At 66.6% G+C, this 15,317-nt stretch carries 15 protein-coding genes; 7 read left to right on the forward strand and 8 right to left on the reverse strand.

Translation table 11 applies throughout. From position 1 onward, the window contains the following. The first annotated feature begins 138 nt into the window (after positions 1-138). Positions 139-2,184, forward strand: coding sequence for a TonB-dependent receptor domain-containing protein (locus V9K93_RS06365; protein ID WP_337302225.1), 2,046 nt, complete (start codon positions 139-141; stop codon positions 2,182-2,184). 60 nt (positions 2,185-2,244) lie between these two features. On the opposite strand, the gene V9K93_RS06370 is transcribed toward V9K93_RS06365, so the two are convergent. Next, positions 2,245-2,415, reverse strand: a complete 171-nt coding sequence (locus tag V9K93_RS06370; protein WP_169050326.1) for a hypothetical protein — start codon at positions 2,413-2,415, stop codon at positions 2,245-2,247. A gap of 217 nt (positions 2,416-2,632) precedes the next feature. Between V9K93_RS06370 and V9K93_RS06375 the strand changes: the two genes are divergently transcribed. Next, a complete protein-coding gene (locus V9K93_RS06375) occupies positions 2,633-3,019 on the forward strand; it encodes a DUF2628 domain-containing protein (RefSeq protein WP_046984802.1) in 387 nt (128 codons plus the stop codon). Between the two features lie 96 nt (positions 3,020-3,115). On the opposite strand, the gene V9K93_RS06380 is transcribed toward V9K93_RS06375, so the two are convergent. From V9K93_RS06380 to V9K93_RS06390, 3 genes are all read right to left on the reverse strand, one after another. Further along, the gene (locus tag V9K93_RS06380; RefSeq protein ID WP_295376453.1) at positions 3,116-5,647 is read right to left on the reverse strand and encodes a methyl-accepting chemotaxis protein; all 2,532 of its coding nucleotides are present in this window, start codon (positions 5,645-5,647) and stop codon (positions 3,116-3,118) included. A 210-nt stretch (positions 5,648-5,857) separates the two neighbouring features. After that, positions 5,858-6,751 carry an NAD-dependent epimerase/dehydratase family protein gene (locus tag V9K93_RS06385; RefSeq protein WP_046984801.1) on the reverse strand — a complete coding sequence of 298 codons (894 nt, stop codon included), beginning with the start codon at positions 6,749-6,751 and terminating at the stop codon, positions 5,858-5,860. A gap of 98 nt (positions 6,752-6,849) precedes the next feature. Continuing rightward, on the reverse strand, positions 6,850-7,761 hold the full coding sequence (locus V9K93_RS06390; RefSeq protein WP_136638503.1) for a S41 family peptidase: 912 nt from the start codon (positions 7,759-7,761) through the stop codon (positions 6,850-6,852). 49 nt (positions 7,762-7,810) lie between these two features. Between V9K93_RS06390 and V9K93_RS06395 the strand changes: the two genes are divergently transcribed. Beyond that, a complete protein-coding gene (locus V9K93_RS06395) occupies positions 7,811-8,275 on the forward strand; it encodes a MarR family winged helix-turn-helix transcriptional regulator (protein WP_046984799.1) in 465 nt (154 codons plus the stop codon). A gap of 5 nt (positions 8,276-8,280) precedes the next feature. Here the strand turns inward: V9K93_RS06395 and V9K93_RS06400 are convergent, their stop codons facing one another. After that, positions 8,281-9,765 carry a DUF4434 domain-containing protein gene (locus V9K93_RS06400; protein ID WP_308518098.1) on the reverse strand — a complete coding sequence of 495 codons (1,485 nt, stop codon included), beginning with the start codon at positions 9,763-9,765 and terminating at the stop codon, positions 8,281-8,283. 208 nt (positions 9,766-9,973) lie between these two features. Between V9K93_RS06400 and V9K93_RS06405 the strand changes: the two genes are divergently transcribed. The 3 genes from V9K93_RS06405 to V9K93_RS06415 all read left to right on the forward strand — a co-directional run bounded on the left by V9K93_RS06405 (position 9,974) and on the right by V9K93_RS06415 (position 12,330). Further along, positions 9,974-11,230: a M24 family metallopeptidase gene (locus V9K93_RS06405; RefSeq protein ID WP_136638505.1), complete on the forward strand. Its 1,257-nt coding sequence runs from the start codon at positions 9,974-9,976 to the stop codon at positions 11,228-11,230. Next, positions 11,223-11,897 carry a CerR family C-terminal domain-containing protein gene (locus V9K93_RS06410; RefSeq protein ID WP_136638506.1) on the forward strand — a complete coding sequence of 225 codons (675 nt, stop codon included), beginning with the start codon at positions 11,223-11,225 and terminating at the stop codon, positions 11,895-11,897. Before V9K93_RS06405 ends, V9K93_RS06410 begins: the two co-directional genes overlap by 8 nt. Before the next feature lie 136 nt (positions 11,898-12,033). Beyond that, positions 12,034-12,330, forward strand: a complete 297-nt coding sequence (locus tag V9K93_RS06415) for a KGG domain-containing protein (protein WP_136638507.1) — start codon at positions 12,034-12,036, stop codon at positions 12,328-12,330. 11 nt (positions 12,331-12,341) lie between these two features. Here the strand turns inward: V9K93_RS06415 and V9K93_RS06420 are convergent, their stop codons facing one another. After that, positions 12,342-13,814: an MFS transporter gene (locus V9K93_RS06420; protein ID WP_295376439.1), complete on the reverse strand. Its 1,473-nt coding sequence runs from the start codon at positions 13,812-13,814 to the stop codon at positions 12,342-12,344. 125 nt (positions 13,815-13,939) lie between these two features. On the opposite strand from V9K93_RS06420, the gene V9K93_RS06425 reads away from it, so the two are divergent. Continuing rightward, positions 13,940-14,569 (forward strand): TetR/AcrR family transcriptional regulator, encoded by a 630-nt coding sequence (locus V9K93_RS06425; protein ID WP_337302226.1) that lies wholly within the window; start codon positions 13,940-13,942, stop codon positions 14,567-14,569. A gap of 16 nt (positions 14,570-14,585) precedes the next feature. Here V9K93_RS06425 and V9K93_RS06430 read toward each other — a convergent pair whose 3' ends face one another. Further along, positions 14,586-14,936, reverse strand: a complete 351-nt coding sequence (locus tag V9K93_RS06430) for a VOC family protein (protein WP_197617746.1) — start codon at positions 14,934-14,936, stop codon at positions 14,586-14,588. A 105-nt stretch (positions 14,937-15,041) separates the two neighbouring features. Further along, positions 15,042-15,242 (reverse strand): hypothetical protein, encoded by a 201-nt coding sequence (locus V9K93_RS06435; protein WP_136638511.1) that lies wholly within the window; start codon positions 15,240-15,242, stop codon positions 15,042-15,044. Positions 15,243-15,317 lie beyond the last annotated feature (75 nt).

Below are 15,317 nucleotides of genomic sequence, written 5' to 3' on the forward strand. Positions count from 1 at the left end.
TCACCGTCTTCGTGCGGCCGAGACCCACCCAGCTGCGCCGGTTCGAGCCGCGCGCCCAACGACCCATGGAAGGGGCTGCCTGCTGACTGCTTGCGCCTGTTGCTTCCACCGGGTCTCCCTCCTCCGATGGAAGCCGTCATGTCCCTGTCGTCCCACCTCCGTAGTGCGCGCCTGCCGCGCACCCGCCTGGCCACCGCCCTGTCTGCCGCCTGCCTGCTTGCCCTCCCCGGCCTGGCCGCCGCCGAAGCCAGTGCCGATGCCTCCACCAAGGACCTGGATACCGTGGTGGTCACCGCCTCGGGCAACCAGCAATGGATCAAGGATGCCCCGGCCAGCATCAGCGTGATCAGCCGCGAGGACATCGCGCGCCAGCCGGTGCATGACCTGGCCACCCTGCTCAGCCGCGTTCCGGGCGTGACAGGCGGCCTCAGCGCCGTTGGCGAGCAGTCCAAGATCAAGCTGCGCGGCATGCCGTCCAACTACACGCTGGTGCTGGTGGACGGCAAGCGCATGGGCAGTTCGGCCTCGACCAACTATCGACCCGACCTTGGCCGCCAGGATCTGAACTGGATCTCGCCCGACCAGATCGAGCGCATCGAAGTGGTCCGCGGGCCGATGTCGTCGCTGTACGGCTCCGACGCCATGGGCGGCGTGATCAACATCATCACCCGCCGCATCGGCGACGAATGGAACGGCAGCGCCACCCACAGCTACACCCGCCCCGGTGACGGCAAGCGCGGTGACACCCAGCAGATCGGCGCGACCTTCTCCGGCCCGCTCGGCGAACGTTTCGGCCTGCGCATCGGTGCCAACAGCATGCGCCGCGATTCGGACCAGTCCAACGGCGGCGTCTACGGCAATGCCTATGCCGGCGAGAAGGACCGCAACGTCGACGCACTGCTGCAATGGAAGCTCAGCGATGCGCAGGAACTGTCGCTGGAAGCCGGCCATGGCGTGCAGCAGGCCTTCATCGATGCCTCGCTGGAAAAGCAGGACGAAGGCGCCTGGGGTGCCAGTGAACTCAAGCGCAGTTCGCTGGCGCTCAACCACGATGGAAAGTGGAGCTTCGGCAACTCGAAGATCAGCGCGTACTGGACCGAGTACAAGAATGACATCGGCGCCACCGGCCGCTCCGAGGCTACCGATACGATCATCGAGGGCAGCCTGACCACGCCGTTCACCCTGGGTGTTGAACACCAGTTCGCCGTGGGTGGCCAGTGGAAGCGCCAGGAACTGACCAACACCGACACCATCGGCCGCGCGCCGATCGACTACGCAGGCAACGCGGTCAACGGCTCCGACCTGCAGGTGGATACCTGGGCGCTGTTCGTCGAGGACGAGCTGAAGCTGCACCGCACGCTGGCCCTGACCCTGGGCGCGCGCCTGGACCACCATGAGAAGTTCGGCGGCCACGTCAGCCCGCGTGCGTACCTGGTCTGGCATCCGGCCGAACAGTGGACGGTCCGCGGTGGCGTCTCCAAGGGCTTCCGTGCGCCCAGCCTGACCGAGAACTCGCCCAGCGCTGCCACCCAGTCCGGCGGCCGTGGCTGCACCTCGCTGATCCCGCTGGGCTATACCCGTGGCGGCTGCTACATGGCCGGCAATCCGGACCTGGATCCGGAAACCAGCACCAACCGCGAGATCGGCATCAGCTTCGACAACGACCTGGTCGATGCCGGCCTGACCTATTTCCATACCGACTTCAGGAACAAGATCGAATACGCACCGCTGGGCAAGTTCAACGGCATCTGGTGGACGCGCATGAGCAACGTGCAGCGCGCGCGTACCAGCGGCATGGAAGGCAACCTGAACGTCCGCTTCGGCGAGCACTGGCGCTGGCGCACCTCGGCGACCTGGATGAAGGAAGCCAAGAACCTGACCACCGGCAGGAACCTGATCGATACCCCGGAGTTCTCGGGCTACTCGTCGCTGGACTGGACGCCCAACACGACGTTCTCCAGCAGCCTGTCGGCGCAGTACACCGGCAAGCAGACCGGCACGGCGACGACCTTCCTCAAGGCCTACACCCTGTATGACCTGACCGCCGCCTGGAACGTCAACGAGGTACTGACCCTGCGTGGTGGCGTCAGCAACCTGGCCGACAAGAAGCTGTACGCGGAAGGCTCCACCGACTACTTCGTGGCCGGGCGCAGTTACTTCCTGAGCATGACCGCGCGCTTCTGACCGGCGACGCGCGCCGCGATCGCGCTGGCGGCTGGCCAGCGCGATCGGCGGTGTTGCGGGTTACTCGCTTTCCAGCGCGGCCGGTGCCGCGTTCTGCGTGGCCGCCGTGCGCGCACGGTCCATTGCCACCGCCAGTTGCTGGCGTGCGAGCAGTTGTTGTGCCTGCACCACTTCAGGTGTCGGCAGGAGCACCGGTCCCGGTGCGTTTTCCGGTGTAGCAGGTGTGGTCATGCAACCTCCATGGACATCCCGCCGCTGCCCGGAATCAGCTGGGGCGGCGGCGGAACTGCGCACCCTATCCTAAAAACAAGGCGGATGGGTGACGGTGCGGCGCCCCGCCGCAGACCTGCACATGCTGGGCGCGTCACATTTTTGACGGTTGAGGGTAGTTTCCTGAACCGGCGGCCTCGTATCATGTAATCGTTTTCCTACAAGGACGTAATCGTCAATGAACGCAGTCGACCTCACCCGCTTCAGCCCGAAGTGGCAGTTCCGCTTCAACTTCTTCCAGCAGCACGGTGCTCCCAAGGAGCCGGGATTCAAACACGCCTGGAAGGCGCTGTCCTTCGGCGACCGCCTGAAGATCAACATCAACTTCTTCGCGTTCTTCTTCGGCTTCATCTACCTGCTCATCCTGGGGATGTGGCGCAAGGCGCTGGTGGTGATCGGCATCGGCATCGTGCTGGGCATCGTCTCCCTGTTCCTGCCGGATGTCGTTGCGCGTCCACTGTTCATTGCCATGAACTTCCTGGTCGCCGCCAGCACCAACTACAGCTACTACCTGGAGCAGGTGAAGGGCAAAGCCAGCTGGAACCCCTTCGAAGGCATGTTCTGAACGATTGCGATTGCCGGACCCGGTACCGGCATGCCAGCAAGCTGAAACAAGGACGCCCGGCTTTTGCCGGGCGTCTTCATTTGTGCCAGCCGCGGCTCAGGCCGCGTAGCGTGCCGCGGCTACCGGCTCGGCCTGCAGCCGGAAGCGCGATACCGCCACCGCCAGCTGCTCGGCCTGTTCTTCCATCGCCCGCGCTGCGGCGCTGGCTTCCTCCACCAGCGCAGCGTTCTGCTGGGTGGTCTCGTCCATCTGCACCACGGTCTGGTTGACCTGCTCGATGCCCGCCGACTGCTCGCGCGACGCCGCCGAGATCTCGGCCATGATCTCGTTGACCCGGCCGACCTGGCCAACGATCTCCTGCATGGTGCGTCCGGCGCCGTGTACCAGCTGCGCTCCGGCACCGACCTGTGCCACCGATGCGTCGATCAGCCCCTTGATCTCCTTGGCAGCACCCGCCGAACGCTGGGCCAGCGCGCGCACTTCACTGGCGACCACAGCGAAGCCACGGCCCTGCTCACCGGCGCGTGCTGCCTCCACTGCCGCGTTCAGTGCCAGGATGTTGGTCTGGAAGGCGATGCCATCGATCACCGAAATGATCTCGGCAATGCGCTGCGAGGAGGCCTCGATCTGCTCCATGGTCTGCACCACCTGGCTGACCACCTGGCCACCTTCACTGGCGACACCTGCAGCGGAGCCCGCCAGGGTATTGGCCTGCAGCGCGTGGTCGGCGTTCTGACGCACGGTGGAGGTCAGTTCTTCCATCGAAGCGGCGGTTTCTTCCAGATTCGCCGCCTGCTGCTCGGTGCGGCGTGACAGGTCACTGTTGCCGGCGGCAATCTCACCGGCGGCCAGGCGGATGCTGGCGGCCGACTGCTGGATCTGGCCAACGATCCGGGTCAGCTGCTGCACGGTGCTGTTGGCATCGTCGCGCATCACCGCGAACACCCCATGGAAGTCACCCTGCATGCGCGCGCTCAGATCGCCGGCGGCGATCGCGCGCAGCAGCGTCGACAGCTCGGCCAGGTTGTGGTCGCTGACCTCCATCATGGTATTGAGGGTTTCGACCATGCGGCGGAAATCGTGGTCGAAGCGCAGGGCGTCGCCGCGCACCGCGAAGTCACCGGCAGCGGCTGCAGCAGCCAGCTGCTGGATCTGATCGTTGATCGCCGCCAGATTGCTCTTGGTGGTGGCCATCGCGGCGCTGAACACTGCCTTCTCGCCCGGCAATGCTTCCATGTCCACGCTGAGGTCACCCACTGCGTAGCGCTGCATCACCTCGACCAGGCGCTGGGTGACCGCATTGCTGGAGGCTACCAGCTGGTTGCTGTCGGCCACCATGCGGCCGTACTCGCCGGGGAATACAGAGGCGTCCATGCGGTAGCTGAGCTCGCCGGCATCGTGGCGACGCGCCATTTCGGACTGCGCGGCCATCACCGACTGCAGCTGGCCGCGCATGCCCTGCATCGCCTCCAGCAGGCGCCCCACTTCGTCATTGCTGCGCGTCGGCAGCGCACTGTCCAGCTTGCCCGCGGCGACATCGCCGGCTACGCGCACCGCTTCGGCCAGCGGCCGGATCGCCAGGCGGCGCAGCAGCACGTAGACACCCGCACTGAGGGTCAAGGCGGCCACCACACCGACCAGCAAGGTCAGCCACAGCAGCTGGCGCGCCTCTGCCACGATCACCGCATGCGGCATCACCACGCCCAGTGCGAAGCGCTGCGGGGCATCGCCCACGCGCAGCGGTACGTACACACGCACGTTGCCGGCCGCATCCGGGGTGAAGGCTTCGAAGCGGCGGTCGGCGGCGATGTCGGCCAGCATGCTGCGGGTCAGTGCATCGCTGCGCGGCTTGCCGATTTCAGCGGGATTGGCCGAAGCCAGCACCACGCCATTGGGCGAGAGCAGCTCGACGCGGCCGGCGCCCATCGGCTTCAGCGTGGCCAGGTGCTTCTGCAGCGCGGCCAGCGAGAAGTCGACGGTAAACACGCCGAGGAACGTACCGTTTTCGACGATCGGCGTACTCAGCGTGCTCATCAGCACCTGCTGGCCGCCGATGTCATAGGCGTAGGGCTCGCTCACCTTCGCCAGCTTGTCGCGGCTGGGTACCATGTACCAGTCGCCGGAGCCGCTGGCGGTCTCGGTGTAGTCGGTCATCGTCGACTGCTGCGGCGTGCCATCGTGCCAGGCCCAGTAGCTCATGTAGCGACCTGTGGCATCGTGCGCCTCGGTGTTGACGAACTCGGCATCCTTGCCATCGAAGGCATCAGCTTCCCACATGGTGCTCTTGCCCAGCCATTCCGGATGGGTACGCAGCTGTTCGCCGAGCACCGCCGCCAGGCTGGCGCGATCGGGCACGTCGCCACGGGCACGCTGGGCCAGCACGCTTTCAACCATGGCATCGTTGCTGGCGAAAGCCGTGCCGAGGTCGGCCGCGACCTGGCGTGCCTCGGCGGTGGCTTCGCTGGCCATGGTCTGGCGCGAGGCATTGACCAGGCTGGCGCTGGCCTGGCGATAGATCAGGAACGCGGTCAGGCCGAAGCACAGCAGCGCGATCACGGCGGTGCCGAGCATCAGCTTGTGGGCGATGCTGCCCGGGCGGCGGGCGGCGACGGAGCGGGAAGAAGGCATGGAAGGATCCGCAAGGCAGTTCAGGACGACCGGCACCGCGAGGGCACCGCGCAGGCGCGCGATCCATCGCGCAGGCCACCGGTCGCCGGGCCGGGCCCAGCACAGGAAGCGCACCGGGTTAGCGGCCGCCCGCCAACGAGGTTGAGGCGGCCGTCCTGCACATTGCTGAACGTACTCAGGGTCGGGTCAGGAACCCGCCCTGCTGCCGCCCTATTCGGCCACGCGGTCCTTGATCCATTCCGCCCGCGGCAGCACTTCGATGCTGCCAGCCGCGTACTGCTGCAAGACATCGTCCGGGCCGAAGCGCGGCTGCCACCCCAACGCCCGCCGCATACGGGCACTGTCGTAGACGCGATCGATGCTCAGCGGCAGCGGCCAACGGCGGCGTTCGAACTCGGCCAGCAGCTGTGGCGCGCGCCGGGCCAGCACGTTGCGCGGCTGGGTGGCCAGCTCCAGGCAGTCCTCGCGCCGGAACGGGGTCGGTGCACAGGCGAGATAGCGGGCGAAGGCAGCGCCTTCATCCAGCAGCAGCGCGGCGTGCGCGCTGGCCACGTCGCGCGCGTCGATGCCACGGTGCAGGCGGAACATCGCCATGCGCTCGGGCGGTTCCGGGAAGCAACGGCCCATGCGCAGCACGCGCACACTGAAATCCGGCGCGGTTGCAGCTTCGGCCAGGGCCTCTGCCTGCAGCTTGGTGCGATGGTAGATGGTGCGCGGCAGGGGCTCGGTGTCCTCGTCGATCCAGCGGCAGCCGCCGGCCACCACCGCGTGACCGTACAGGGCGGTGGTGCTGGTCAGCACGAAGCGCCGTGCACCGGCCTCGCGCGCGGCCTGCAGCAGGTGTGCGGTGGCGTCCACGTTGATCTGCTGGAACACCGCATCCGGCACCAGCCCGACGTGCGGGGCATGCAGCGCCGCGGTATGGATGACCGCGTCGACACCCTGCACCGCCCGCGTGACCGCCTGACGATCGGTGACATCGGCAATGATGCGCGTAGTGGCGAACGGACTGCGATCCAGCCCCACCACTTCATGGGCCGCCGCCAACGCGCCGAAGATCGCGCGCCCGATCCGCCCGGAACTGCCGGTCAACAGAATCTTCATTGAGTCCATTCACTCGAAGCGCCCGGGAACTACCGGGATGCATCGATTCTAGGCACGCTGCATGTCGTCTGCGATAGGGCATGGTTGCAATTGTGCGTTCATCTTGACGACGCCGGCATGGCCAACAACTGACGGGCGACGAACAGTGGATCGTCACCACCGGCGACGTCGGGCCTGACACCGGTGCGCTCCCAGTTGCCACCGGTGCGGAGATTGATCGGTTGCCGGTCCGGAATGCTGATCTGATAGCCATCCGGCAGCAGCACAGGATCATCGAACATATGTGCGGCACCGCCACTGCGGCTGCCAACGATGCGCGCGCGACCCAGCGCCTGCAACGAAAAGGCGACATATTCGGCAGCCGAGCCGGTGCGGCGGTCGATCAGTACCACCAGCGGCTTCAGGTACGCCGGCAGGCTCGCCGGTGGCAACGGCACCGGGGTACGTCGGCCACGCTGCTCCAGTGCCTGCACCTGGGTGATGTTCGCATCCAGCAAGGTACGCACCAGCAGGTCGGCGCTGCCGTCATCACCGCCGCCGTTCTGGCGCAGATCCAGCACCAGCCCATCGGTGTCGGCCAGCAGGGTGAAGGCAGCAGACAGCTTCGGCCTGGCCAGGTCGAGCGGATAGAAAGTGCTCAGCCGCAGGTAACCGATATTGCCCTCCAGCACCTTTACCTCGCGCACGCCTGCACCGTTGCTGCGGGCGTCGGCGCGCCAGGCCATCAGCCAATCGTCCTGTCCGGCGCTGGCATCCACCCGCTCGACGTGGAAATGGCCATCGAATACGTCCAGGTCCTGGTTCAGGCGCAAGCTGAAGGCCTTCGGATCCGCACACGCATCGGCGTAGCGCTGTTCGTTCGACCAACCACGCAGGGCATCGGCGATGCGGGCACCTTCCGCCGCGTCCAGGTACTGCGCCTGTATGGCCGTGGCCGCCGCCTGCAGCACCGCCTCCTGTGCAGGGCAGGAGGCTGCCAGCAGCGCGCCAAGCATCCACGAAACCGCCATGCCCCACCCCGCATTGATGATATGTAAGTGCTTATATATCATCACGACCATGGATCTCCAACATGCCACCCTGGGCACCCTGCTACGTGCTCTTCTTGATCAGCTCGACCCGGCCGTCGAGCAAGCCTATCGCGATCTGCAACTGGACTACCGGCCGCGTTACACGCCGGTGCTGCGCACGCTGATGGCGCAGGGGCCCTGCCGTATCAAGGACCTGGCGCTGGCCTGCGGGCTCAGCCATTCGGCGCTCAGCCAGACGGTTTCAGCGATGGTGCGCGACGGCTGGCTGCACACCGCCGTCGGCGAAGACAGCCGCGAGCGCATCCTGCAACTGAGCCCGCATGCACTGCAGTCGCTGCCGGCGCTGCAGGCGCAGTGGCAGGCGACGGCGCGCGCGGCACGCAGCCTGGACGTCGATCTCGGGCAGTCGTTGGAGCAGGTGCTGCGCGACACGCTGCAAGCGCTTGAGCAGCGACCCTTCGCGCAGCGACTGCGCGATGGGCGCGTGCGCTGACGCCCTTACTGCTCCGCCGCCATCTCGATTTCACTGAGGAAGGTCCAGCTGCCATTGGCCACGCGTAGCTCCAGTGTGCGGCACTGCGCGGCCAGCGGCGCCACGTTGCCCAGCACGTATTCCTCTTCGGTTGAAGCGCTCAGCCCGGCCTGGGTGAAGGGCGCTGACAGCGCGCCGATCTTTACGGCAGGCGTGCCCGGCTCGGCACACATCACTTCCACAGAGGTGGGAGTGAGAATGCCCCAGGCGGGGCGTGTCATCGTGTGCAGGCCAATCCAGTCCACCTGCCGGCGCTGGCCGAGATCGATGGTGACGGCGACGTTGCCATGCACGCCCACCCAGCCGGCATCCATCGGGTTGCGCGGATCGCCCACCCGGCGGTCGAACAGCTCGTGGCCTGTGCCGTCGGGATAGTTCGCATCCGGCGCCACGCTGTAGCTGTAGGTGGTCTGCACCGGATCAACGATGTATGAGGCACCCAGGCCATACAACCCGCGGTAGGTGTTCATCATCCGTGGCGCTTCGACATGGCCCTGGCCAGGGCCGACCACCTCGGACATGTGGTACTGGTTGAGCCAGGCAACGCGTTTGCCAGCCGAACGTGCACTCCACAACTGCTGGTTGATGCGCTGTACCGAGGCCGGCCGGTAGGCGCCGGACAGCCCGTTGCCGGTATCCATGAACAACGGGCTGCCATGGTTGAACAGTTCGATGTCGGCCCACAGGCCGTCAGCACCCAGCGTTGCCGACAGCGCCTGGAAATACTCCTCGGTAGAATGTCCCGGGCGGTCCCACTGGAACAACCTGGCATGCGAGGCCGCGCCGATGCCATCCTGCCAGATCTGCACGTCCACGCCGGTGGCCGTGCGGAACGCCGCTGCAGCGTTGGCCACACTGGCCGGATCGACGCTGGATGACGCCAGGTAGGGCGCGACCATCACCGGCCGCGAAGGCGTGCTGCCTTTGAGCGCCGTCACGATCGCACGATAGAAGGGCGCACGATCAGCCGACGCCTGTGCCGGCTCGTCGGTGATGTACCAGCCCGCAAAGGCCGGATGCGAACCGTACTGCTGGCCGAGCTGGGCCAACGCCTGCGCTGCATCCTGCGCCACCGCCGTCGCGTTCCGGCCCTGCCAGAAGGCGCCGCATTGTCCCGAACTGTAGGTGGTGCCGACCACGACCTTCATGCCGCGCGCCGCCGCAGCATCAAGCACCGTGCCAAGCTTGCCGGGGAAACCGGCGATCCATTCGAAGTCCTGCACGCCGCTGGCGCATCCCACGCCAGCGCGCGTGGCACGGGTCTGGCCGAGGATGATCGTATCGTTGCCCAGGTCCTGCAGCTCGTCCAGGAACAGCGGCAACTGCGCAGCGGGCAGTTGCTCATCGTTGGCCGAATAGCCAACGTGGACGAAGCTGCCGGTCAATAGGCTGCTGGCGGCGTGGGCCGGCGCGGCACATGCCAGCACCACGATCAATCCAATCCTGTTCATTTTCTACGTCCCTGTCGAGGCCAGGTGAGTGGCGTCGTCGCCCATCCTAGCAACATCGGCCGGCACCACGCCGCGATCACCGGCACGGCTGCGCAATCGCCCACTTCCGCTGCACCCGCGGCAGAGCACACCCGAACCCATTTCAAGCGGTTGATTCATTCATCTGCGTGATCGAGCCTGCGCGCACCTTCCCCTTGGAGTTCTTCTCATGCGCACGCCACCGGCACCACTAAGCCTGGACGAACGCAATCGCCGCTGGGCCCTGGCCCGCGACCTCATGGCCAGTGAGCAGCTCGATGCACTGGTCGTGCATGGCGATCGGGAGGCTGCCGCCCCGGCTGGCTTTTCCCCGGACTGCTATTTCACCAACGATCGCCCGGGCTCGATCGTGGTATTCGTCGGCGACGAGCCGCCACGGGTATTCACCTTCGCCTCGTTGATGATCGCCGACCACCTCCAGGCCGGCCTGCGCGGCGACCTGCAATGGATCGCACCCGAGCAACTCTGGGTAGGGAAATCCGGTCAGGAAGTCGGCCGCTGGCTGCAGCAGTGCGGCCTGTACTCGGCGCGCATCGGCGTGCTGGGGCTGGAGCCCTATCCGCCGTTCTACTTCGACGGTGCGATGCCCGCACGCACCCTGCAGGGCATGCAGGCGGCGGTACCGGGCGCGGAATTCGTACCGGTGTTTCGGGCGTTCTTCCAGCGTGCCTCGGTGAAGAGCCAGGAGGAACTGGCGCTGATCGCGCACGCCGCCTGGATCGGTGAATCGATGAGCGAGGCGCTGCGTGCCACTGCTCGCCCTGGTGTTTCCGAAGCCGAACTGGTTGCCGCAGTAACCGCCACCTGTTTCTCGTTGGGGGGCTATACCGCCGAAGTGCTGCTCGGCTCGGGTCCAGAGTATGTAGGCTGGGGGCCACCCGCCTGGCAGTACCGTGCGCAGCCGCCGCGCGTCCTGCGCGATGGTGATCTGGTGTTGTCGGAGATCTTCGCCCTGTACGGGCTGATGGAAACCCAGCACCAGGCTGCGGTTGCGATCGGCGAGGTGCACGACGACATCCATCGCGCCGCCACCGTTGCCCGCAGCAGCTACGAGGCAGGCCTGTCCGCACTGCGCGTGGGCAATACCTTCGGCGATGTCGTCGACGCGATGGAAGCCCCCCTGCTGGAGGCCCGTGGCTGGCATGTGCACCCGCTGGTCCACAGCCTCAACCCCTATGGACCGGTTGGCTTCGGCCGTGCACCGGGCATCGAAGCGCTGCCGGAGGCCACGCGATATGCGCATATCGCGCCGCTGCCGACCGTCGGGCGCGAACTGCCCCTGCAGGCCGGCATGTGCTTCGCCTTCGAACCAAACTGCGCGTTCGGCCGGCACATGGCCAACATCGGCGGTACGGTCATCGTCGGCGAGAACGCCGGCGTAGCCCTCAACGAAAACTCCACCTGGTTGATGCGGGCCGATGCCTGAGTTCATCGCCCACCTGCAGACACCGGCGCGACAGCGGGCAGCCGAGACGCGCAGCGAGCAGACCCGAGCCCGACTGCTGCAGGCCGGGCTTCAGCTGTTCAGCGCGTTCGGCGTGGAGGGCGTGCGCACTCGCCAGCTGGTGGACATAGCGGGCTGCAGCCAATCAGCCATTCCCTACCACTTCGGCGGCAAGCTGGAACTGTATGCCGCCGTGCTCAAGCGCGCCGCACAGGCCATCGCCGAACAGCTGCCTTTGCCCAGCGTGCCACCCTCCAGTCCACGCCAGGCCGCACAGCAGTTGCAGCGGCTGATGCGGGCATTCGTGCACGCGCTGCTGGCTGCATCCGATGCAGGCCCACGGACCCTGTTGCTGGCCCGGGAGCAGATCCAGCCGACGGCTGCATTCGCCAGCGCCCACCGTGAGCTGTTCGGGCCGCTGCATGGCGCGTTGGCCGAGTGCGTGGCCCGTCTGCGAGGCACCGATGCATCCAGCACTGAGACGCTGCTGCGCACCCACGCCCTGCTCGGTCAGGCAATCGTCTTCGCTGTCTCGCACGGCGCCCTGCAGACACGGCTTGGAGCAACAGCAGCGGCAGCCGAAGTTGAGACGATCGCAGCCATCGTCGGCGGCATGGCCTTGGCGGCAGCACGCGCGGCGCCAGCCTGAATGGGCATCACCGTCAACCGGATGCGCAGGCCAGGTGAAAGCGACCCTGAAGATGGCGACCTGGACTTAGCGTGCCATGGCCAACGATGGTCGCCGTCGTCGAACGCGGCGACACCCACGCAACGGGAGATTTCACATGGCTGACCAGCAACGCGGCACCTCCAATCGGGGTTTCGCCTCGATGGACCAGGGCAAGCAGCGCGAGATCGCTGCCAAGGGTGGACGCGCTGCGCATGCGTCCGGCAACGCACATGAGTTCAGTCCTGCTGAAGCGCGCGTCGCGGGTCGCAAAGGCGGCGAAGCGATCAGCCGTGATCGACAGCACATGGCTGCGATCGGTCGCGAAGGCGGGCATGCGCGCCACGCCAATACGCGGCAGCAGCAGGGCCAGTCCACGACCCTGGCGGACGACCCGAAGCGCCAGCAGGGATGAGTAGCCCGTAGTCAGTCCCGCAACCGCTGCCGCTGCAGGCCGATGGCCGCCAGCAGAGCCATTGCACCCGCCACGGCCATCGCCCAGCCAAAGCCACTGGCCATCGCGCTGCGGTACCAGGCCAGCATCTGCGGTGTGGACACCATCGAGGTGTGCCGCAGAACCAGCGCGCGCGCCTGCTCGGCCACGCCTGACTGCCCGGCAACCTGTGCGGAGCTGGCGAACTGTTGCACCGCACGCATGCTCATCAGGCTGCCCAGCAAGGCGATACCCAGACTCATGCCAGCCTGGCGCAATGCGTTCATCGTGGCCGAGGCAATACCCGCGCGCTCGGGGGGTACGCTGGCCATGACCGCCATGCCGGTGGCCGGCACCGCCAGGCCCATTCCAACGCCAAGCAGCATCAGCAGTGCATTGGCGTGCCAGCGCGACGTATCCGGTTCGAACGTGGTCATCGCCAACAGCGACACCCCGGTCAGGGCATAGCCCAACACCAGTGCGGTCGGCAGGCCGATATGGGTAACCAGCCGGCCGAACAGCAGCGACAGCGCGCCCATCAACAGGAACTGCGGGACCAGCTGCGTTCCCGCCAGTGCCACACCATGGCCCTGTGCCTGCTGGAAGAACAGCGACAGGAAGAAGAGGCTGGCATAGGCGGTGAAGCCCAGCACGAACGAAGCCAGGTTGAGCATGCCGAAGCGGCGGCTGGCAAACAGGTCCAGGGGCAGCAGTGGTCGTGCCACCAGGCGTTCGACGATGCCGAACAGGATCAACCCGGCGGCTGCGACGCCCAACGCCAGCAGCGTCAACGGGGCCAGCAGACCATGCTCGCCGATCGCGATCAGGCCGTAGCTCAGCGCACCCAGTGCGACCATGCTGAGCAGCTGCCCGGCAGGATCCAACGCGGCATGCTCTGGATGCAGGCGTTCGGCAATACTCCAGGCACCGAGTATGAGCGCCAGCAGGCCCAACGGCAGGTTGATCAGGAAGATGCTCGGCCAACCGGCACGCTGTACCAGCACCCCGCCCAGCAGCGGTCCAAGCACCAGGGCCAGGGCACTGAACGCCGACCAGCCGCCGATCGCACGTGCACGCTGGCGCGGATCAGGAAACGCATGACTGAGGATCGGCATCGCGCTGGGAATCAACAGCGCACCAGCGACGCCCTGCACCGCGCGCCCGGCCACCAGCATCGACAGGTTGCCGGCACAGGCGCAGAGCAACGAGCCGAGAGTGAAGGTCGCCACGCTGAGCAGCCACATCCGCCGATGGCCATAGCGGTCCCCGAGCGGACCGGCCGACAGCATCAGCGCTGACAGCGCGATCGCATAGGCATTGATCACCCACTGCAGGCCGGCCATGTCGGTCCGCAGTGCCTGCTGCAGGGTCGGCAGGGCGACGTTGACGATGCTGATGTCCAGCGAGGCGAGGAACGTGCCGAGATAAGCCGCCAGCACCAGGGCTGGCCGTTGGAAGCGATGCATGAACGGATCCCGCGGAGGGCGTGCGCGCATCGTAGCCACTGACTGACCGTCGGTCAATGACTGACGGTCAGTCGTCTGCACAGGGCAGCTAGAATGGTGGCCGCCGCACCCGGACCACGCCCACCATGCAGACCCCAGCTGTCGCCAGGCCCCGCACCAAGCCCGCCGAAACCCGCCAGGAAGAACTGATGGACGCCGCGCAGGCGCTGTTCCTGTCGCAGGGCGTGGAAGCGACCACCATCAGCGACATCGTCGCTGCCGCCGACGTGGCCAAGGGCACCTTCTATACCTACTTCGCCTCGCGCACCGAAATCCTGCAGGCGCTGGCGCAGCGCTATACGCGGCAGTTCATGGATGGGGTGGATCTCGCCGTGCAGCAGCATCCCGCCCATGATGGCGTGGCACGCCTGCGCGCCTGGATCCGCGCCAACATCGAGCTCTACGTGCGTACCCATGCGCTGCACGACGTGGTGTTCGCCAACCACCACCATCACCAGCGCGGCAATGCCGAACGCAATGCGATCCAGAAGCAGCTGCGGGAGATCCTCGACGCGGGCATCGCCGCCGGCCTGTGGCAGTTGCCGGCACCGCAGGTCACCGCATCGTTGATCTATGCTGGCGTACACGGCGCCACCGACGACCTGATCGCGGCACCGGCCCAGGATGCAGACGCCTTCATCGCGGCGGTGGTGGCCGATTGCCTCCGCATGGTCGGCATCTCGCCCGCCTTGGCGCGTGGTGGCAAACGCCGCTGAGAGGCAGCCCCTTCGCTCAGGCGTGGGCCAGGATGTTCAACAACCGCCCGAACGGGTCGCGCACGAAGAAGCGGCGCACGCCCCAGGGTTCATCAACGGGACCGTACTCCAGCGCAATGCCGGCCGCGCGCATGCGCTCCAGCACCTCCTGCAGGTTGTCCACTTCGATCGACAGGTCCGGCACCGGGGTTCCGGCGCCGCCTTCGCTGGCGAAGCTGACCTGTGCCAGCGCACTGCCCTGGCCGCCATGGGTGACGATCCAGCCGTGGTCCATCAGCACGGCCATGTCGAGCAGGTCGCCATAGAACGCGGCGGCGCGCGACGGATCGGACGTGGCGATGTTGGCGACGACGCGTTTGACGGCCATGGCACGCTTCCGTTGGAAAGGACACGTCGAGACTGCCCGACCTTGCGCGTAAACAGAAGAGCCCCGTCGGAGACGGGGCTCGCCAACAGCCCATCATGGCTGGGCTTAGACGGCGCCACAGCGCTCCATGATGCAACGGTCGTACTCGTACTGGCATTCCATGGCATCACCGCCACCGGACAGACACGCCTGATAGGCCTTCCAGCAGGGCAGATCGCAGGGCGGAATCGGCCCGGCCACGGCAACAGAGCCGCTGCAGGCCAATGCGAACACGGCACCCACGATCATTTTCCTGAGAATACGCATCGACATCACTCCCTGATAAGCCTGGTGAGCCCAGGCCGGCTCACCTTAGCGTCGCTGCAGGGATAACAGGTGAAG

The organism is Stenotrophomonas sp. CCNWLW162 (genome assembly GCF_037203745.1).
Taxonomy (GTDB): domain Bacteria; phylum Pseudomonadota; class Gammaproteobacteria; order Xanthomonadales; family Xanthomonadaceae; genus Stenotrophomonas; species Stenotrophomonas maltophilia_AQ.